Origin of the sequence: Romboutsia lituseburensis DSM 797 (assembly GCF_900103615.1) — a bacterium.
Classification (GTDB): Bacteria; Bacillota; Clostridia; order Peptostreptococcales; family Peptostreptococcaceae; genus Romboutsia_F; species Romboutsia_F lituseburensis.
This window is the reverse complement of record NZ_FNGW01000002.1, coordinates 251,050-269,813: the sequence shown is the minus strand read 5'-3', so window position 1 is coordinate 269,813 and position 18,764 is coordinate 251,050. Positions and strand designations below refer to the sequence as shown.

Sequence of the window (18,764 nt, the reverse complement as noted above, 5' to 3'; positions counted from 1 at the left end):
ATTTAAGTACATGAAATTAAAATACAAAAATAGGGTATAATTAAAAAGTAATATTTAAAAAAAGAGGGAGGCAATATGAAGATTGATTGGAATAAAAAATATACAACAATAGCTGTATATTCATTTTTAGTAATATGTGCAAGTATAGCATTTTTTAGTATACTAAACAAAATTGATGAATTTACAAGTACATTAGGGTGGATAGTTTCAACTTTACAACCGTTTATAATAGGGTTTGTAATAGCATATTTATTAAACTTTATACTATCTTTTTATGAAAAGAAAGTATTAGTTTTTGATTCGATAAAGAATATGAAGAAAAAAGGAAAAAGAGGAATTGCTATTTTACTTACATATATAACTGCGTTTATAATACTTTATCTATTTACAAAGTTTGTGTTACCACAAGTTGTAGATAGTATTGCAGGATTAGTAAACGATGTTCCTACATATGTAACTAATGTAACTAAATTAATAGAAGAAATTAGTGCTAAGATTAATTTAGAAAGTGAATATGTAGGATTAGCTATGGACAAATGGAATGATTTTGTTAACTATACAATTAGCATAATTACAAATTTACTTCCAGTATTAGGTGAGACTGTTAGAGTAATATTATCAAGTATATGGAATATTATTTTAGGAATAATAATTTCAATTTATCTATTAATAGATAAGGAAAATTTTTGTGCTCTTAGCAAAAAAATAACTTATGCTATATTTTCTAATGAGCATGCAAATGTTGCTGTGGAATTAGCTCATAGAACAAATGATACTTTTGGTAAATTCTTAAGTGGAAAAATCATAGATTCTGCTATAATCGGAGTTTTAACATTTATTATTTTAACGGTATTTAAAATGCCATACACAATACTTATATCGGTTATAATAGGTATAACTAATATAATACCATTTTTCGGTCCATTCTTTGGGGCGATACCATCTTTCATAATAATAATGTTTGTATCTCCTGTAAAAGCATTATGGTTCTTAGTTATAATAGTTGTGATACAACAGTTAGATGGAAATATAATAGGGCCTAAAATATTAGGCGATTCTATTGGTATATCTGCATTTTGGATTTTATTCTCATTATTAGTAGCAGGAAAATTATTAGGTTTAGTCGGAATGATTATAGGAGTTCCTTTATTTGCTATAATTTACTCTATTATAAAAGATATAATAGAAGCTAAATTAAATAAAAAAGGATTACCTGAAGAAACTAAGGATTATATAAATTAAAGTTAAAAAAAGCTGAGACAATTTTAATAATTGTTTCAGCTTTTTTGATGAAAAAAATAAAGAAAAAAGGCATAACCTGTAAATAAAAAAAGTAAATAAACGCTATATGGTAAAAAAATAGCAACTTTGTCGAAATTACCATTTAAAAAAAATCAATTATATGGTATAAATATTTTAAGAAGTATTTTATATTTACGGGAAAAAGAGGCGATAAAAATGCAGTATACATTAGACAATCAATCTAATAATGAAGCAAAGCAGAAAAAAGAGTTTAGGTTACCGACAGCGTATACTATATTATTTTGTATAACAGTTGTAATTGCAATGATAACACAGTTTATACCAGAAGTGAAAAATGCATCTGTATCAGATGTTATCATGGCTCCCATACAAGGACTAAAAAATTCTATAGATATATCTTTATATGTTCTGCTAATGGGTGGTTTTTTGGGGGTAGTAACTAAAACTGGAGCACTTGATGCAGGTATAGGTTCAGTGGTAAAAAAACTTAATGGGAAAGAGCTTTTATTAATACCAATACTTATGTTTATATTTTCATTAGGTGGAACAAGTTATGGAATGTCAGAGGAAACTTTAGCATTTTATGCATTAGTAACAGCAACAATGATGGCCGCAGGGTTTGATTCATTAACGGCAGTAGCAACTATACTTTTAGGAGCTGGTGTAGGGGTTTTAGGTTCTACAGTAAACCCATTCTTAGTAGCAACTAGTATAGATTCATTAAAATCAGTTGGAGTTGTAGCTAATCAAGCCACAGTTATGGGAATTGGGGTGGCACTATGGTTATCATCACTTTCAATATCTATATTCTTTGTTATGAGCTATGCTAAAAAGGTTAAAAAAAATAAGGAAAGTTCATTATTATCTAAAAATGAAATGGATCAAGCTAAAAAAGCCTTCTTAGAGGGGAAAGAAGAAGTATTAGAGTTTACTCCAAAGAGAAAAATAGTAATGGCTCTATTTGCTTTATCTTTTATAGTAATGATACTTGGTGTTATACCGTGGGAAAGATTTGGAATAAATATATTCAAACATACCGCATTTTTAACAGGAAGCTCTTTAGGGAATTGGTGGTTTTCTGAGTTAGCAATGTGGTTTGTATTAATGGCTGTAATAATAGGTGTTGTATACGGATTTAGAGAAAAAGATATAGTTTCATATATAATAGAAGGTGCCTCTGAAATGGTAGGAGTTGCACTTATAATAGGTATTTCAAGAGGTGTATCTGTTATAATGGGAAATACGGGTCTAGATGCATATGTATTACAAAATGCTTCTAGTGCTTTAAGTGGTATGTCCCCAATATTATTTACTAATGTTGCATTTTTAATATATATTGGACTATCATTCTTAATACCGTCAACATCAGGATTAGCAAGTGTATCTATACCTATATTTGGACCATTAGCTCAAAGTTTAGGGTTTGCACCGGAGATTGTCATATCTTTATTGGGTGCAGGATGTGGATTAGTAAATCTTATAACACCTACATCAGGAGTTGTAATGGGTGGACTTGCTATAGCAAAAGTTGACTATGGAACATGGGTAAAATTTGCAACTAAAGTTGTATTAAGTATATTTGCATCATCAGTTGTTATATTATCAATAGCTATGATGATTATAAAATAGTAAAATAGAATGTCTAAAACGATTAAGCATCATTGCCTAGTTGTTAAGACATTCTATTTTTATTTTTATTAATTATTGCAACCGTATGCACAAATAGATATAATTAAGGTGAAAACGATATCAAAGTAATTTTAATTATATAAAAATATAATAGGGGGAAGTTAACATGATAGAAAAAAAATGGTGGCATAATTCTGTAGTATATCAAATATACCCAAGAAGCTTTATGGATAGTAACAATGATGGAATAGGAGATTTAAAGGGAATAACATCTAAGCTAGATTATCTAAAAGAATTAGGAATAGATGTTATATGGTTATCACCGGTATATAAATCACCAAATGATGACAATGGATATGATATAAGTGACTATAAAGATATAATGGACGAATTTGGAAAAATGGAAGATATGGAAAGATTATTAAAAGAAGCAAATGATAGAGGCATAAAAATACTAATGGACCTAGTTTTAAATCATACATCAGATGAGCATGAATGGTTTAAAGAAGCTAAGTCTAACAAAGATAGTAAATATAGAGATTACTATGTATTTAGAAAGCCAGTAGAAGGAAAAGAGCCAAATGATTTAGGTTCAATATTCAGTGGAAGTGCATGGGAACTAGATGAAGATAGTAATGAATACTATCTGCACTTATTTTCTAAAAAACAACCAGATTTAAACTGGGAAAATGAAGATATGAGAAATGAACTATATAATATGATAAACTTTTGGATAAATAAAGGAGTTGGAGGATTTAGATTAGATGTTATAGATTTAGTAGGAAAACAACCAGATAAATGTATAACAAATAATGGACCTAAACTTCATGAATATATAAAAGAAATGAACTCTAAAACTTTTGGAGATAAAGATTTATTGACAGTTGGTGAAACATGGGGAGCTACACCAGAGATAGCTAAATTATATAGCAATCCTGATGAAAATGAGCTAAGTATGGTATTTCAGTTTGAACATATAAGCCTTGATGAAATACCAGGAAAAAGTAAATGGGATTTAGCACCACTTGATTTTATTAAGTTAAAAAAAGTATTTGAAAAATGGCAAACAGAGCTTAAAAATGATGGATGGAATAGTTTATTTTGGAACAATCATGATCTTCCAAGAATAGTATCAAGATGGGGAAATGATAGTAATGAATATAGAGAGCTAAGTGCTAAGATGCTTGCAACAGTACTTCATATGCAAAAAGGTACTCCATATATTTATCAGGGTGAAGAAATAGGAATGACAAATGTTAAATTTGACACTATAAAAGATTATAAAGATATAGAGTTATTAAATATGTACAAAGATCGTATAGCTAATGGATATGATGAAAAAGAGATAATGAAGTCTATATATGCAAAAGGAAGAGATAATGCAAGAACACCTATGCATTGGGATGAAAGTGAAAATGCTGGATTTAGCAAAGCTAATCCTTGGATAAAAGTAAATCCAAATTATAAGTATATAAATGTTAGGAAAAACTTAGAAAATGAAAACTCAATATTTAACCATTATAAAAAATTAATAAAAATAAGAAAATCGATGGATGTAGTTGTATATGGTAATTTTAATCTTTTATATAAAAACCATAAGTCAATATTTGCATACACAAGAGAGCTAAATAAAGAAAGAATCTTAGTAGTTGCAAACTTTTATGATAAAAAAGAGGAGTTTATGCTAGATAAATCTATAAAATACAATGAAGTAAGTATATTATTAAGTAATTATAGCGATTCTGGCAAGAATTTAGATAAAATAACTTTAAGACCATATGAAGCTATAATATATACGTTAAAGTAAGTATTTGCTTAATCAATTTAATATAGGGGGCAATATATGAAAAAAGTATGGTGGAAAGAAGCTGTTGGATATCAAATATATCCAAGGAGTTTTATGGATAGTAACAATGATGGAATAGGAGATTTACAAGGAATAATACAAAAACTTGATTATATAAAAGATTTAGGTATAGATGTTATATGGATATGTCCGATGTATAAATCACCAAATGATGATAATGGATATGATATAAGTGACTATAAAGATATAATGAGTGAGTTTGGTAAAATGAGTGACTTTGATGAATTATTAAAAGAAGTTCATAAAAGAGGTATGAGACTTATAATAGATTTAGTTGTGAATCATACATCAGATGAGCATGAATGGTTTATAGAGTCAAAATCATCAAAAGATAACCCAAAAAGAGATTGGTATATATGGAAAGAAGGAAAAAATGGATTAGAGCCTAATAATTGGGAAAGTATATTTAAAGGCTCTGCGTGGGAAAAAGATGAATTTACAAAGGAGTATTTCCTTCATATATTTTCTAAAAAGCAACCAGATTTAAACTGGGAAAATGAAGAAGTTAGAAAATCTATTTATGAAATGATAAACTGGTGGTTAGATAAAGGAATAGATGGATTTAGAGTAGATGCAATAAGCCATATAAAAAAGGAAGAAGGTCTTTTGGATATGGATAATCCAAATAATTTAAAATATGTACCATCTTTTGATAAGCATATGAATGTAGAAGGCATACAAAAATATTTAAAAGAGCTAAAAAAAGAAACTTTCGATAAATATGATATAATGACAGTTGGAGAAGCTAATGGTGTGACTACAAATGATTGCAATGAATGGGTTGGAGAAGAAGGCGGAAAGTTTAATATGATATTCCAATTTGGGCATCTGTCGCTTTGGGACTATGAAAATCAAAAATCATTTGATGTATTAAAATATAAAAGAGAAATGAACAAGTGGCAAGAAGCACTACATGATAAAGGATGGAATGCTTTATTTATAGAAAATCATGATCAAGTAAGAGTAGTATCAAATTGGGGAAATGACAGAGAATATTTGGTTGAAAGTGCAAAATCTCTAGGGTTATCATATTTTATGCAACAAGGAACACCATTTATATATCAAGGTCAAGAAATAGGAATGACAAATATAGAACTTGATAGCATAAATGATTATGATGACATAGGAACTAAAAATGCATACTATGAAGATATAGAAAAAGGTATAAGTGAAAATTATGCTCTAAAAAAAGTATGGATGTCATCAAGGGATAACTCAAGAACACCTATGCAATGGAATAATTCCAAAAACGGTGGATTTAGTGAAAGTGATAAAACTTGGTTTAAAGTAAACTCAAACTACATAGATATAAATGTTGAAAAACAACTGGATGATAGAAACTCAATTCTTAATTTTTACAAAGAAATGATTAAAATAAGAAAACAAAATGAAGCATTAATATATGGTAAGTGCAATTTACTTATGAGATATGATGAAAATATTTATGCATATGAAAGAGTATTAAATGACGATACATTTATAATTATGTGTAATCTAAGTGACAATAATTCTATATACTATCAAAAAGAAATAAACATAGATTATAAAAACCTGATTCTATCAACACATGAAGTAAAACCTCATGAAAATACTACAAAAATAAACTTAAAACCTTGGGAATCAAGAGTGTATAAGGTGAAAAGTATAAAAAGACAACAACAAAAAATGATAGATGGAGATCTTTATATAGCATTTGGAGATGAAGGATTAGAAATATTTGAAGAAAGACAATATGCTAAAGAAGTTTTATTTGATTATAATAGCTTAAGACCAAGTGAAGTAGATGAAAGAAATAAAATGTTAGAAAATTTATTCGGATCGGCAGGTAAAAACTTCTATATAGAGCCACCGTTTAGATGTGATTATGGATATAATATATTTTGGGGAGAAGGATCTTATGCAAATTACAATTTAACAGTATTGGATTGTGCAAAAGTTAATATTGGTAAAAATGTATTAATAGGACCCAATGTAAATATATTCACAGCAGGCCACCCTGTAGACCCTGAGATAAGAGCTAGCGGATTAGAATTTGCAATGCCGATAACTATATGTGATAATGTTTGGATCGGTGGAGGAAGTACAATAAACCCAGGAGTTAGTATAGGTGAAAATTCAGTAATAGCATCAGGAAGTATAGTGACCAAAGATATTCCTTCAAATGTTGTAGCTGCAGGAAATCCATGTAAGGTGATAAGAAGTATAAATGAAGAAGATAAAAAAAGATATTTTAAAGGTAGATCTATTTAAAAAATTGAGATAAATAATTTAACCTAAAGATATAAAGTTAATAATAAAAGCTATAGAAGTTTAAATTTCTATAGCTTTTATTATTAAAAAATAAGATATAATAATAATATAATATAATAAAATTTAATACTTATAAATTTAAATTAATATATATTGGAGGATATATGAGTAAATATAATTTCGATAAAGCTGTTAATAGGGAAAATACAAATTGTATAAAATGGGACTTTAGAACAAGATGTAGCCAAAAAGCAACTCAGGATGGTCTTCCTTTATGGGTTGCAGATATGGACTTTGAATGTGCTGAGCCTATAGTAAATTCATTACGAAAGAGAATTGAGCATAAAATATTTGGATACACATCAGAAGACACTAAAGAATACAAAGATTCAGTTTGTAGTTGGTATAAGAGAAGATTTAATCTAGAAGTTGATGGAAATAATATATTTTTTAGTCCAGGGGTAGTTCCAGCTATAATAACTTTGGTAAAAATACTTACTGAAGAAAATGACACAGTAATAATACAACAGCCAGTATATACACCTTTTGAATTAAAAGTCAAAAATAATAACAGAAATGTAGTAAGTAATAGCTTAAAGTATGATGGAGTAAGTTATGAAATAGATTTCGATGACCTTGAAGAAAAAGCAAAAAATCCAAAGGCAAAGATAATGTTATTTTGTAGCCCACATAATCCTGTAGGAAGAGTATGGAAGACAGAAGAATTAAAAAAGGTTATAGATATATGCAAAAAAAATAATTTATGGCTGATATCTGATGAAATTCACTCAGATTTAATAAGAAAAGGAAATCAGCATATACCTACATTAAAAGTAGGCTGTGATTATAAAGATAAGATAATAACTTGTACAGCTCCTAGTAAAACGTTTAATTTAGCTGGTATGCATTTAGCAAATATAATAATAAACAATGAAGAAATTCAGAAAAAATTGTTATTTGAATTAAAAGATAAGTTAGATATTGGATCTCCAAGTCCATTTGCAGTGGTATCTGCAATGGCAGCATATAATGAATGTGAAGATTGGTTAAATGAATTGAACCAATATATAGATGATAATATGGAATTTATAGATAAATATTTAAAAGAAAATTTACCTAAGGCAAAGTTAGTAAAACCACAGGGAACTTATTTAGCATGGGTTGATTTTAATGAATATGGTTTAAGTGAAATTGAACTAGAAGATATAATGTTTAAAAAAGCTAAAGTTTTGTTTAATCAAGGATACAACTTTGGTAAAGAAGGTAAAGGATTTGTAAGAATAAATGCAGCATGCCCTAGATCAATACTAAAAGAATGTATGGACAGAATAAAAAATGCTTTTTAATTAATATAAAAAGGATAAAATTTATATAAATATAAATTTTATCCTTTTTGTTTGATAAACTTAAGATGTAAAAGGTAAGATTATTTATGTGTTTGAGGATAAAGCTTATAATAGGTTAAAAGTAAGTTAACCATTTTACCGTAGCTAGCAGAACCTTCTTTAATTCCATTAGCTTTTAGATAAGAGTCGTTGAATTTATTTGATATTTCATCAACCTTACCTTCATATATTTTCCAAAAACTTTTATTATTAATCAAATCTTTTTTTACATCATTAGAAATCTTTTTAGATAAATATATATATTTTTCATAATCAGCTTTATATAGTGCATTAGCAGTATGATTAAGTGCAAGTATATACCCAGAATATTTAAAGTCTATATCTGGATGATTTATAGCTGTTAAATACCCTATAAAGTTGGCTTCATCTTCACTGGCATAACCTCTTTGATGTGCCATTTCATGTAGTGTCGTTGAAGGAATGTAAATATCAGGAACTGCAATATTAATATTTGCTTCACCAGTAAAAGGAAAATAAATACCAGTTATACCTGTATAGCACATCAAATTAGATGATAATACATATTTAGGTTTAGAATAATTACCATCAATTTGAGGTAAAATACTTACAGTATTTTCATATCCTAAGTAAGCTCGATTAAGAATATCTTTGAAGTCCCCATTAGCTTTCATAATACCATTTGAACCTTCTTTTACGAGTTTTCTAGTCTCATTTGATTTAGAAATTAAAAAATCATATAAATTAGATAAGTCACTAGAAGTGTGATTACGTACATCTTTATTATATGTATAACCTATATTATTCTGCAAAGTATAATTTTTAATTAAAATATCCTCCAAAGGTATTCTATTATAGTTTAATCCCCACAATATTATAAATAAAAAATAAATTGTAGATAAAAAACTTAAGATGTTAAGTAAATAATATTTTAAAATATCTTTAAGAGAATATATATTATTACCATAAAGTTTTTTACGAAAGCCTTCATTAATTATAACTATAAATATATATAATAAAAATAAAGTAGTAAATAGTACTAGTAAATACATACAAAATTCATATAAAGAAAATGGAAAAACTCCACTTATATTGCTTAAAACTTCTATCATAAATTTGTTTATGTAGGATGAATAATATGTATCTATAGCTATAGGGAATTTGGAACTTATAAAGTTAATTAATAAAGCTAAAGGAAAAAGCAATATTGATAAAAATTTTAGTTTATTTATTTAAATCACCTCCAAATATAAATAAGTTAAATTATTAAAAATATTATACCTATATTATAAATGAATGGGCAGTTTGAGGAAACAATATACATATGATATAATTATATAAAATTAAATGGAAGGGATAAATTATGCAGAATTTAAACATTAAGCTAACAAGAGATAATTTTAATTTCAGATTTAAACAATATGAAGGAATGTATTTTCATGCAAATATAGATGAAGGTAGCGAAATTGTAAAATATAAAATAACCAAAGATAAAGAAGGGCAAGAATTAAAAGAGTTTGGGAATACACATATAAAAGAAGGTCATATGATGTATATACCTCAAATAGAAGCTTATATAGATTTAAAAAGTATAAAATAACATAAAAATTTTAATTTAAATAAAAAGCATCTCTTAAATGATATTAAATTTTCATATAAGAGATGCTTTTTTATGAAATATAAAAAGTAGCTTAAGCTAATTAAATTTTTTATATAAATAATTTGTATATCATAAGTACTACAAAAAGAACTAAAGCTATTTTAAATATAAAGCTAGTTATGAATTTTAATGCTTTTATAGCAACTCCGATAACTACTATCAATAAAACGATTTTAAAAATTAAATCTATATCCATACGAATTCCTCCTATAGTATTATTATCACAGATATTGCCATAAAAATACAGTTATAATATTTATTGATAAGTTTTAAAAAAATTTTGAAAAATTAAATTACTATTTTATTAAAACAGCACTTACCAAAGGGATAGTTACAACTGAAAATAAAGTTGTAAAAAAAACAGCTTGAGATGCTAAATGTGTATTCGCTTCGTATTCGCTTGCCATTATTGCGGTATTGGCAGCTGCAGGCATAGCTGATATTACAATAGGAATAGAAACCAACAAACTATCTTTTATTTGACCCTTTAAAACAAAGTATATAGCAACTGGAAGTATTATCAATCTAATAATTGTTACAAAATAAAGTTTTTTGTTATAAAAACAATCAATTGCGGAAGATGCACAAAGCATACTACCTATTATTAGCATTGACATTGGTGTAGTAATATTACCTAACATATCCATTGGTTTACTTATAAAAGCAGGTAATTTAATATTTAATATAAATACTATTAATCCTATAAAGATAGATACAATTACAGGATTAATAAAATTTTTTATACAAAAGGAATAATTTTCTTTTCCTTTAGATAAAAAATAAGTACCTAGAGTAATTGTTAATAGGCTAAATGGTAAATTAAATATTGCTGTGTAAAATACAGCCTCTTTCCCTAATACAGCTTCGACAACTGGATAACCCATAAAACCAACATTAGAAAACATTATAACATATTGATAAATCCCTAAGTCGTTACAAGATTTAAATATAAATTTTAGCAAATATGATGCTAAGTATGATATAGTATACATGACAAGCGATATTATTAATAATTTAATTATCTTGTCAATCATGTCAGGACTATAATCAATTTGCATAGAATTAATAATCATTGACGGTAAAAAAATGCTCATGGTTAAAGATGAAAGCTTAGATGTAGTATACTCGTCTAATAATTTTTTTTTTCGAGCAAAATAACCAATTATTATTAAAATAAATAAAATGAAGATTTGAGAAAATACATTACTAAAATTCATAACAAACCCCTCCCACACATATTATTATATAGTATCTTATTTATAATGACTATAATATGTAAAATACTTGGAATAAATCATGATAAATAGTAAAAGATAAAAAAGAAATAATTACCAAAATATATAAGAAATAATTATACTATAACGGAGGGTATTGTATAATTATCAATATTGTATCTATTATTACAATAAATTTACAAAAAGTTAAATATTATTTAGAAAAAATATTTTTATTATATAATAATCATTAAAAGTTAAAGTAATAGGGAGTTTAAGATGAAAGAAAATAAATTTTCAATACATAATTTAAAAAACATATCTCAAGATCCTAAGATGTTTCATGCTAAAGGAGCATTTTATGAGAAGATGGGAAAAATAGATAAGGCAATAGAAAGCTACAAACAAGCGTCTCAATATGATTATTTAAAATCACAATATGCTCTAGCTAACTTGTACCATTCTAAGGGTCAATATAATGAAGCTGAAAAATGGTATTCAATAGCATTTAAAAATGGTGAAGAAAGGGCAGCACTTAATTTAGGTAATATGTACTTTAAGGTAGAAGGTTATGAGTATGCACTGTATTGGTATGAAAAAGTTGCAGTATTAGGCGATTTAAGAGGACAAAACAATTTAGGTGTTACATATTTTAAATTAAAAGACTACGAAAGATCTGAAAAATGGTTAAAGCAAGCGTCTCAAAGTAATTTCGGAAAAGCATGTTTTAATCTAGGTGTACTTTATTACAATTTAAATAGGATAGATGAAGCAATTGAAAGTTATAAAAAAGGATCCGTATTATTAGATGAAGAATGTAAATTTAACCTAGCGGTATTGAGTCAAAGACAAGATGATGAAAAAAATGCTATAAGTTTATATAAACAGTTACATAAGTTAGGACACAAAAAAGGGTGTTTTAACATAGGCCTTATAATGGAGATAGATGAAAATTATGAAGAAGCAGAAAGATACTATCTAAAAAGTGCTGATAAAGATTGTAGCAATTCTCAATATAGATTAGGTTATATATATGATAGAGATGAAGAATATGAATATGCGATAGATTATTATGAAAGAAGTATTGAGCAAAATAATACATTTGCTAAGTATAGACTAGGAAACTTATATAATCAAAAAAATGATATTGAACAGGCTAAGATATATTATGAAATGGCAGCTAAAGATAATATGATAGCAGCTAAAAATAATTTAGCAGGCTTATATTTTGAAGCTAAGAATTATGAAGAGGCTATAAAGTATTACGAAGAAGCTATTGTAGATGGTTGTAAAGAAGCAATTGAAAATATTGGAGATTTATATTTCCAGCAGGGAGATGTAGATAAAGCTATATCTTACTATTTAAGAAATTCAAATGATTTGTCATGTCAGATTAAATTAGGAAGAATTTATGAAGATGGTGAAAATTATGAAGAAGCGAGAATTTGGTACACTAAAGCTAGTGAAAATGGAGACACTCATGCTAATTATAAGTTAGGGTGTATGTATGAAGAAGAAGGTAATATACTAGAAGCTAGAAAATATTTTGAATTAGCTGCAGAAAAAGCTCACTTAAATGCTAGAATTCATTTAGGTAAAATTTATTTTGAAGAAGAAAGCTATGAAGATGCAAAAAAAATGTTTGAAGTACCCGCTAATGAAGGTAATATATATTCTCAACACATGCTAGGCGTAATATTTGATAGCTACTTTAAAGATTATATAAATTCAAAGTATTGGTATGAAAAAGCGAGATCAAAAAATTGTGAAGAATCTATATACAATTTAGGTCAATTAAGCTTAAAGCTAAATGAGGATAATGAGGCTGAAAAATACTATAAAGAAGGATTTAAGCTAGGGAGTAAAAAATGTGAGTATATGTTAGCTGGACTTTATTATAAAAAAAGTTTGGAAATGTATAATTCTCTAGCTGATGAAAAATATGAAAATTCACAGGAAGTAGTAAATTCTATGCCTCAATTGAATATAAACTTTGATGAGGTGTTATTAGCTAAGTTCGAAGAATTAGAAATTGTAGTAGATGAAGAAGAATATGTTCCAATGTATATATTAGAAATAGAAGAAAATTTAAAAGAAGAATTTGAAGACATTATAAATGATATGATAATAGATTTTGATGAAAAATAAAAATATGACAGCTTAATATTATATTAAGCTGTCATGATTAAATAAGCCATGTAAAACAAGTAAAGACCAATAAGAGTTAAACTTTCAATTTTATTTACATCTTTTTTTCTAGAAGCAAATATGTATGTTATAAGAGTAACTATTATCATAAATATCCCATCTAATAAAAGTCCATTTTGTACAGTTATAGGAGATATAACAGAAGATGCACCTAGCACAAAAAGTATATTAAATATATTAGATCCAATAACATTGCCTAGGGCTATATCACTTTCCCCTTTTGTAGCAGCTATGATAGATGTTATAAATTCAGGTAATGAAGTTCCTATAGAAACAATAGTAAGTCCAATTAATTTATCACTAATACCGAATGTAGATGCTATATACGATCCACAATAAACAACTAATTTACCCCCAATTATTATCGCAATCATACCGAAAGTTGAATAAAATATAGATTTGTATAATGGTTGATCTATACTATATGAAATAGCATCGGAATCTATTGAGATGAAATTTTCTACCTCCGTAAATTCATCTCTAGATTTTAAAGCAGTTTTTATTAAATTGTAAAAAAATAAACAAAATAAAATTAGTAATATGATACCATCAAATTTACTTAAAATATTAACTGAATTATTTCTAAATAAAGAATCACCTGTTAGAAAAACAATTAATATTGAAGTGAACAATAAAAAAGGAAACTCTTTAGAAAGTATTGATTTTTCAACATGTAGTGTTTTAACATATCCAGCAGCCCCTACTACCATAAGCACATTAAATATATTAGATCCAATAACATTCCCCATAGCCATTCCATTTTGTCCATCTAAAGAAGCTGTAATGCTGACAGCTGCTTCTGGAGCACTAGTTCCAAAAGCGACAATAGTAAGACCTATTATAATAGGAGGTATGTTTAAAACCTTTGCTATACTAGATGAACCATCAACAAAATAATCAGCCCCCTTAATGAGTAAGAAAAACCCAAGTATTAATAAAATATAATTCATAATAAACCTCCGCATATTTTAGTATAATACATTAAAAAAACCCCCAAAACAGATAAATATCTGCTTTGAAGGTCTTGCTTTCAAGTATAAACTTGCTTAATCAACCGAGTGTATTACACTGAAATGACGACTGATTATCCACACTTGTATGTGGTAAGCTACTCCCCTTCAGGGAATTAATTTAATTATAATATCATTGTAATATTAAATAGAAAATTTTGCAATAAAAAATAAATATTTATATAAATAATACTGTTACTTAGTAAATAATATTTTATAGGCATATTGTATAAATATAATAAAATTTATAATAGCTTATTTCTAGACATGAAAAACGTAACTACTAAACAAATTAAAGTAGTAATTAACATTACAATCCAAAATCCGTTTATATCATTACCATATGGAATACCGCCTACGTTCATTCCGAAAAAGCCTGAAACTATAGTTGGTATAGTAGTTATTAATGTAACAGAAGTTAAAAACTGCATAACATTATTTTGATTGTTACTAATAATGGCACTGAACGCATCCATTACTCGACTTAATATATCACCGTATATAGTAGCCATTTCTAGCGCCTGCTTATTTTCGACTATAACATCTTCTAGCAAGTCCTCATCATCTGGATATTTTTTTATACTATTAGTTCTTACCATCTTGTTTAAAACTAATTCAATAGCTTTTAAGGAGGTAGAAAAATAAACAAGTGATTTTTCTAATTCTAGAAGCTGTATAAGCTCTTTATTTTTCATAGATTTAGTAACTTCTCTTTCTATTACAGAAGTCATTTTATTTATTCTTCTTAGGTAGTATAGATAATAACTTGCATTCTTATAGAGAATTTGAAGTATGAAACGAGTTTTTTTAAAAGTATAGAAGTCTTTAATATGCCCTACAATAAAATCATTTAATATTTTAGTTTGAGTAGAGCAAACTGTTAAAATAAAGTCATCTCCTATTATAATACCTAGAGGTATTGTTGAATAATGAGAAGAGTTACTATCACTTTCATCTACAGGTAAATCTATAAGTATAAGTGTATGATTATCTTCAACATCTATTCTTGAACGTTCTTCCTCATCCAGTGCAGACTTAATACTTTCAATATCTATATTTAGTAAAGAAACAATTTCACTTATTTCACTTTGATTAGGTTCAACAAGATTTATCCAACAGCCACTTTCGAAAGAATTTAGCTTTTCCAATTTGTTGTCAATAGTTTTATAGTATCTTATCATGGCAACACATCCTTTATTCAATTTTATAAATCTTATCACCTAATATTATCTATTAAATGATCGATTTATATAATCAAATAAAAAAAATCGTTCATTTTAAGATAATAATAAGTGATAGTTATTAAATTCCACATTCCGCAACGGACTGTGATCCATTTCCCATCACTCTCCTATGATTAAATATTTAATTAGTATAAAAATATACTCTCTAAATAGGATACATTGTAAATAAATATAAATCAAGAATTGATTTTAAATTTAATATATTTTTTTATAAAATATATATTTTTTCTATAAAAAATAAATTGCAAAAAATGATTTAGTTTATTTGGTTATGCAATAATGATAATAAACTTAAATTACATAATATTTATATATTAACATTATAATGATTTATTTTAAAATAAGTATTCTTTTGTTTTATAAACATATAAAATAATATATAAATAATACATATGTTAGGGGAGGAATATTTATGAAATATAGAAAGTTAGGTAAAACGGGAGAAGATGTTTCAATACTTGGATTTGGGTGTATGAGGTTTCCTCAACAAGATGGAAAAATAGATGAAGAAAAATCTTTAGAAATGATAAGGTATGCAATTGACAATGGGGTAAATTATATAGATACTGCATATCCATATCATAATGGAGAAAGTGAAATTTTTTTAGGAAAGGCATTAAAAGATGGGTATAGAGAAAAAATTAAATTAGCAACAAAGTTACCATCATGGGCAGTTAATACAAGAGCAGATATGGATAAATTTATAAATGAACAATTAAAAAAATTACAAACTAAACAAATTGATTTTTATTTGATTCATAGTTTAAATAAAGATGACTATAGTAGGTTAAAAGAAAATGGTTTATTTGATTTTATAAGAAAAATTAAAGAGCAAAAATTAGTTAAATATGTAGGATTCTCATTTCATGATACATTAGATGTATTTAAATACATTATAGACGACTATGAGTGGGATTTTGTGCAAATACAGTATAATTATATAGATGAGACGTATCAAGCTGGAACAGAAGGCCTTTTATACGCTCATAACAAAGGATTAGGAGTTGTAATAATGGAACCATTAAGAGGAGGTTCTTTAGTAAATAACCTAAGTGATGAAATAAACGCTATAATAAATAATTCTTCGGTTGAAAAAAATGCAGTAGAGTGGGCATTTAAGTTTTTATATGATAAAGAAGAAATTTCAGTAGTTCTTAGTGGGATGTCATCATTAGAGCAAGTTATAGATAATATAAAAGCGGTTGACAGCCAAGGTGATGCTAACTCTATGACTAAAATTGAAAAGCAGATTATAGAAGACTTAAGTAAAGAATTTAAATCAAAAATAAAAGTAAATTGTACTGGTTGTAAGTACTGCCTACCATGTCCTAAAGGTGTTCAGATTCCGTTATGTTTTGAGTTATTAAATAGTTCTTCTATGTTCAACGATACAAAAAAGGCAAAAGATATGTATCATGGATTTTTGGTTAGTGAAGGTAGTGATGCATCTAATTGTGTAGAATGTGGAGCTTGTGAGCAAAAATGTCCACAACATATAAATATAGTAGAGAAGTTAAAAGACGTGAGAGAACTTTTTGAATAAATACAAAAAATAGAGCTAATATTAGCTCTATTTTTTATGTATGATATTAATTATAAGATATTAAAAACTTATATACTAATAAATTGATAACTATATTGGTTGGAGCAATAAAGTTAAATATGTATTTAGTATATAATAAATTTTTTAGATATGAAAAGGTATAAACCTTAGGATTAGGAGTGTTTAAGGTTTAAATATAATTAATCTAAAATCTAAAAAATTATATATCTATAATTTACAAGTTAATTCACTTATAACCTCATCGACAGAATATAATCTATCTACCTTATAAGCATTTGAACCACAAAACAGCAATGCATTATCAACATCACCTTTAACAGCATTTATAAGGGCTTCTGATATGCAATAAGGCGTATCTTTAGGATTACAAGGAATTAAACAATTATAGCATTTAGTTATTTTAGGTCTATTTGCACTAACTTTTTCTATAAATTTATTGTGTATAGCACGACCTGGCATCCCAACAGGGCTTATTACTAAATTTATATCTTCTTTATTAGAATTTATATAGGTATTTTTAAATTCTGGTGATGCATCACATTCATGTGTAGCTACAAATTTTGTACCAACTTGAACGCCACTAGCACCTAGATTTATATATTTTAAAACATCTTCACCAGTGAAAATACCACCAGCAGCAACCACTGGAATTTTTTTGTTATATTTCTCTTCGTATTCCTTAGTTACTTTTAATATTTCAACAAACTCTTTATCATAATCAATAGAGTCCATATTTTTTAATTCTTCTTTATGGTAACCTAAGTGACCACCAGCATTAGGTCCTTCTACAACTATTAAGTCCGCAGTCATTTTTTCTTTTCTATCCCACATTTTTAAAATAACTTTACATGCTTTAGATGTAGATATAATAGGAGCTATCTTTACTTTACTACCTTTAACTAAAGAAGGCAATTTACTTGGTAAACCAGCTCCTGAAATAATTAGATCAACTCCAGCTGAGATGGCTTCCTTTACATGTTGTTCATAATTATTCATAGCAACCATTAAATTTACACCAATAATTCCTTTAGGTGCATTTTCTTTAGCTTTTATAATATGCTTTTTTAAAGCTCTTAAATTCGCATTTAAAGTATTTGTTTCAAAGTCTTCTTCATCATATCCTACATGAACACCAGAAATAACTCCAACACCTCCAGCACGGGCTACAGCAGATGCTAAAGATGATCTAGATATTCCAACACCCATTCCACCTTGTATTATAGGCACTTTTGCAATTAAGTCTCCAATTTGTAACGACTTTATAATAATCGCCTCCTTATATAAAATATACAAGTACATGATTATAATATTTGATATTATGACCTGGTACTAAAAATATTATACTACACATATTAAAAAAAGAATAGTTATATTTTTATAAAAAAATAATTTATGAAAAAGTTACAAAATTTAAACTGGTAATTAAATTAATAAATGTAATATAATGTATTTAATTTAGAAAAGACGTGCATAATAAGACGGAATAATCTA

General features: G+C 26.9%; 14 protein-coding genes. 8 read left to right on the top strand and 6 right to left on the bottom strand.

The features are described from left to right. Nucleotides 1–75: 75 nt before the first annotated feature. The 5 genes from BLP75_RS04410 to BLP75_RS04390 all read left to right on the top strand — a co-directional run bounded on the left by BLP75_RS04410 (nucleotide 76) and on the right by BLP75_RS04390 (nucleotide 8,355). Nucleotides 76–1,242 carry an AI-2E family transporter gene (locus tag BLP75_RS04410; protein WP_092724202.1) on the top strand — a complete coding sequence of 389 codons (1,167 nt, stop codon included), beginning with the start codon at nucleotides 76–78 and terminating at the stop codon, nucleotides 1,240–1,242. Nucleotides 1,243–1,458: 216 nt separating this feature from the next. Continuing rightward, complete coding sequence (locus tag BLP75_RS04405; RefSeq protein WP_092724200.1) at nucleotides 1,459–2,892, top strand: YfcC family protein; 1,434 nt, start codon at nucleotides 1,459–1,461, stop codon at nucleotides 2,890–2,892. Nucleotides 2,893–3,058: 166 nt separating this feature from the next. Further along, nucleotides 3,059–4,699: a glycoside hydrolase family 13 protein gene (locus BLP75_RS04400; protein ID WP_330385776.1), complete on the top strand. Its 1,641-nt coding sequence runs from the start codon at nucleotides 3,059–3,061 to the stop codon at nucleotides 4,697–4,699. Nucleotides 4,700–4,735: 36 nt separating this feature from the next. Further along, nucleotides 4,736–7,009, top strand: coding sequence for an alpha-amylase family glycosyl hydrolase (locus BLP75_RS04395; protein ID WP_092724198.1), 2,274 nt, complete (start codon nucleotides 4,736–4,738; stop codon nucleotides 7,007–7,009). Nucleotides 7,010–7,173: 164 nt separating this feature from the next. Next, on the top strand, nucleotides 7,174–8,355 hold the full coding sequence (locus tag BLP75_RS04390) for a MalY/PatB family protein (protein WP_092724196.1): 1,182 nt from the start codon (nucleotides 7,174–7,176) through the stop codon (nucleotides 8,353–8,355). An 80-nt stretch (nucleotides 8,356–8,435) separates the two neighbouring features. On the opposite strand, the gene BLP75_RS04385 is transcribed toward BLP75_RS04390, so the two are convergent. Then, nucleotides 8,436–9,578 (bottom strand): DUF3810 domain-containing protein, encoded by a 1,143-nt coding sequence (locus BLP75_RS04385; RefSeq protein WP_278335043.1) that lies wholly within the window; start codon nucleotides 9,576–9,578, stop codon nucleotides 8,436–8,438. Nucleotides 9,579–9,736: 158 nt separating this feature from the next. Here BLP75_RS04385 and BLP75_RS04380 point away from each other — a divergent pair, with 158 nt between their 5' ends. Then, complete coding sequence (locus BLP75_RS04380) at nucleotides 9,737–9,973, top strand: hypothetical protein (protein ID WP_092724192.1); 237 nt, start codon at nucleotides 9,737–9,739, stop codon at nucleotides 9,971–9,973. Nucleotides 9,974–10,082: 109 nt separating this feature from the next. Here BLP75_RS04380 and BLP75_RS18090 read toward each other — a convergent pair whose 3' ends face one another. Continuing rightward, nucleotides 10,083–10,229: a hypothetical protein gene (locus BLP75_RS18090; protein ID WP_170139155.1), complete on the bottom strand. Its 147-nt coding sequence runs from the start codon at nucleotides 10,227–10,229 to the stop codon at nucleotides 10,083–10,085. Nucleotides 10,230–10,329: 100 nt separating this feature from the next. Then, entirely contained in the window at nucleotides 10,330–11,250 is a 921-nt protein-coding gene (locus tag BLP75_RS04375; protein WP_092724190.1) for an AEC family transporter, read from the bottom strand. A 276-nt stretch (nucleotides 11,251–11,526) separates the two neighbouring features. Here BLP75_RS04375 and BLP75_RS04370 point away from each other — a divergent pair, with 276 nt between their 5' ends. Further along, a complete protein-coding gene (locus tag BLP75_RS04370) occupies nucleotides 11,527–13,395 on the top strand; it encodes a tetratricopeptide repeat protein (RefSeq protein WP_092724188.1) in 1,869 nt (622 codons plus the stop codon). A gap of 23 nt (nucleotides 13,396–13,418) precedes the next feature. Here BLP75_RS04370 and BLP75_RS04365 read toward each other — a convergent pair whose 3' ends face one another. Together BLP75_RS04365 and BLP75_RS04360 are read right to left on the bottom strand one after the other, a co-directional pair. After that, nucleotides 13,419–14,405 carry a calcium/sodium antiporter gene (locus tag BLP75_RS04365; protein WP_092724186.1) on the bottom strand — a complete coding sequence of 329 codons (987 nt, stop codon included), beginning with the start codon at nucleotides 14,403–14,405 and terminating at the stop codon, nucleotides 13,419–13,421. A gap of 305 nt (nucleotides 14,406–14,710) precedes the next feature. Further along, nucleotides 14,711–15,646, bottom strand: a complete 936-nt coding sequence (locus BLP75_RS04360) for a magnesium transporter CorA family protein (protein ID WP_092724184.1) — start codon at nucleotides 15,644–15,646, stop codon at nucleotides 14,711–14,713. A 475-nt stretch (nucleotides 15,647–16,121) separates the two neighbouring features. On the opposite strand from BLP75_RS04360, the gene BLP75_RS04355 reads away from it, so the two are divergent. Beyond that, nucleotides 16,122–17,252, top strand: coding sequence for an aldo/keto reductase (locus tag BLP75_RS04355; RefSeq protein WP_092724182.1), 1,131 nt, complete (start codon nucleotides 16,122–16,124; stop codon nucleotides 17,250–17,252). Between the two features lie 228 nt (nucleotides 17,253–17,480). Here BLP75_RS04355 and BLP75_RS04350 read toward each other — a convergent pair whose 3' ends face one another. Next, nucleotides 17,481–18,572, bottom strand: coding sequence for an NAD(P)H-dependent flavin oxidoreductase (locus BLP75_RS04350; protein ID WP_334292576.1), 1,092 nt, complete (start codon nucleotides 18,570–18,572; stop codon nucleotides 17,481–17,483). Nucleotides 18,573–18,764 lie beyond the last annotated feature (192 nt).

Excerpts from the sequence above, each read along its gene's own strand:
- BLP75_RS04410 (WP_092724202.1), top strand. The coding sequence starts at position 76 with ATGAAGATTGATTGGAATAAAAAATATACAACAATAGCTGTATATTCA.
- BLP75_RS04405 (WP_092724200.1), top strand. The coding sequence starts at position 1,459 with ATGCAGTATACATTAGACAATCAATCTAATAATGAAGCAAAGCAGAAA.
- BLP75_RS04400 (WP_330385776.1), top strand. The coding sequence starts at position 3,059 with ATGATAGAAAAAAAATGGTGGCATAATTCTGTAGTATATCAAATATAC.
- BLP75_RS04395 (WP_092724198.1), top strand. The coding sequence starts at position 4,736 with ATGAAAAAAGTATGGTGGAAAGAAGCTGTTGGATATCAAATATATCCA.
- BLP75_RS04390 (WP_092724196.1), top strand. The coding sequence starts at position 7,174 with ATGAGTAAATATAATTTCGATAAAGCTGTTAATAGGGAAAATACAAAT.
- BLP75_RS04380 (WP_092724192.1), top strand. The coding sequence starts at position 9,737 with ATGCAGAATTTAAACATTAAGCTAACAAGAGATAATTTTAATTTCAGA.
- BLP75_RS18090 (WP_170139155.1), bottom strand. The coding sequence starts at position 10,229 with ATGGATATAGATTTAATTTTTAAAATCGTTTTATTGATAGTAGTTATC.
- BLP75_RS04375 (WP_092724190.1), bottom strand. The coding sequence starts at position 11,250 with ATGAATTTTAGTAATGTATTTTCTCAAATCTTCATTTTATTTATTTTA.
- BLP75_RS04370 (WP_092724188.1), top strand. The coding sequence starts at position 11,527 with ATGAAAGAAAATAAATTTTCAATACATAATTTAAAAAACATATCTCAA.
- BLP75_RS04365 (WP_092724186.1), bottom strand. The coding sequence starts at position 14,405 with ATGAATTATATTTTATTAATACTTGGGTTTTTCTTACTCATTAAGGGG.
- BLP75_RS04360 (WP_092724184.1), bottom strand. The coding sequence starts at position 15,646 with ATGATAAGATACTATAAAACTATTGACAACAAATTGGAAAAGCTAAAT.
- BLP75_RS04355 (WP_092724182.1), top strand. The coding sequence starts at position 16,122 with ATGAAATATAGAAAGTTAGGTAAAACGGGAGAAGATGTTTCAATACTT.
- BLP75_RS04350 (WP_334292576.1), bottom strand. The coding sequence starts at position 18,572 with ATGTACTTGTATATTTTATATAAGGAGGCGATTATTATAAAGTCGTTA.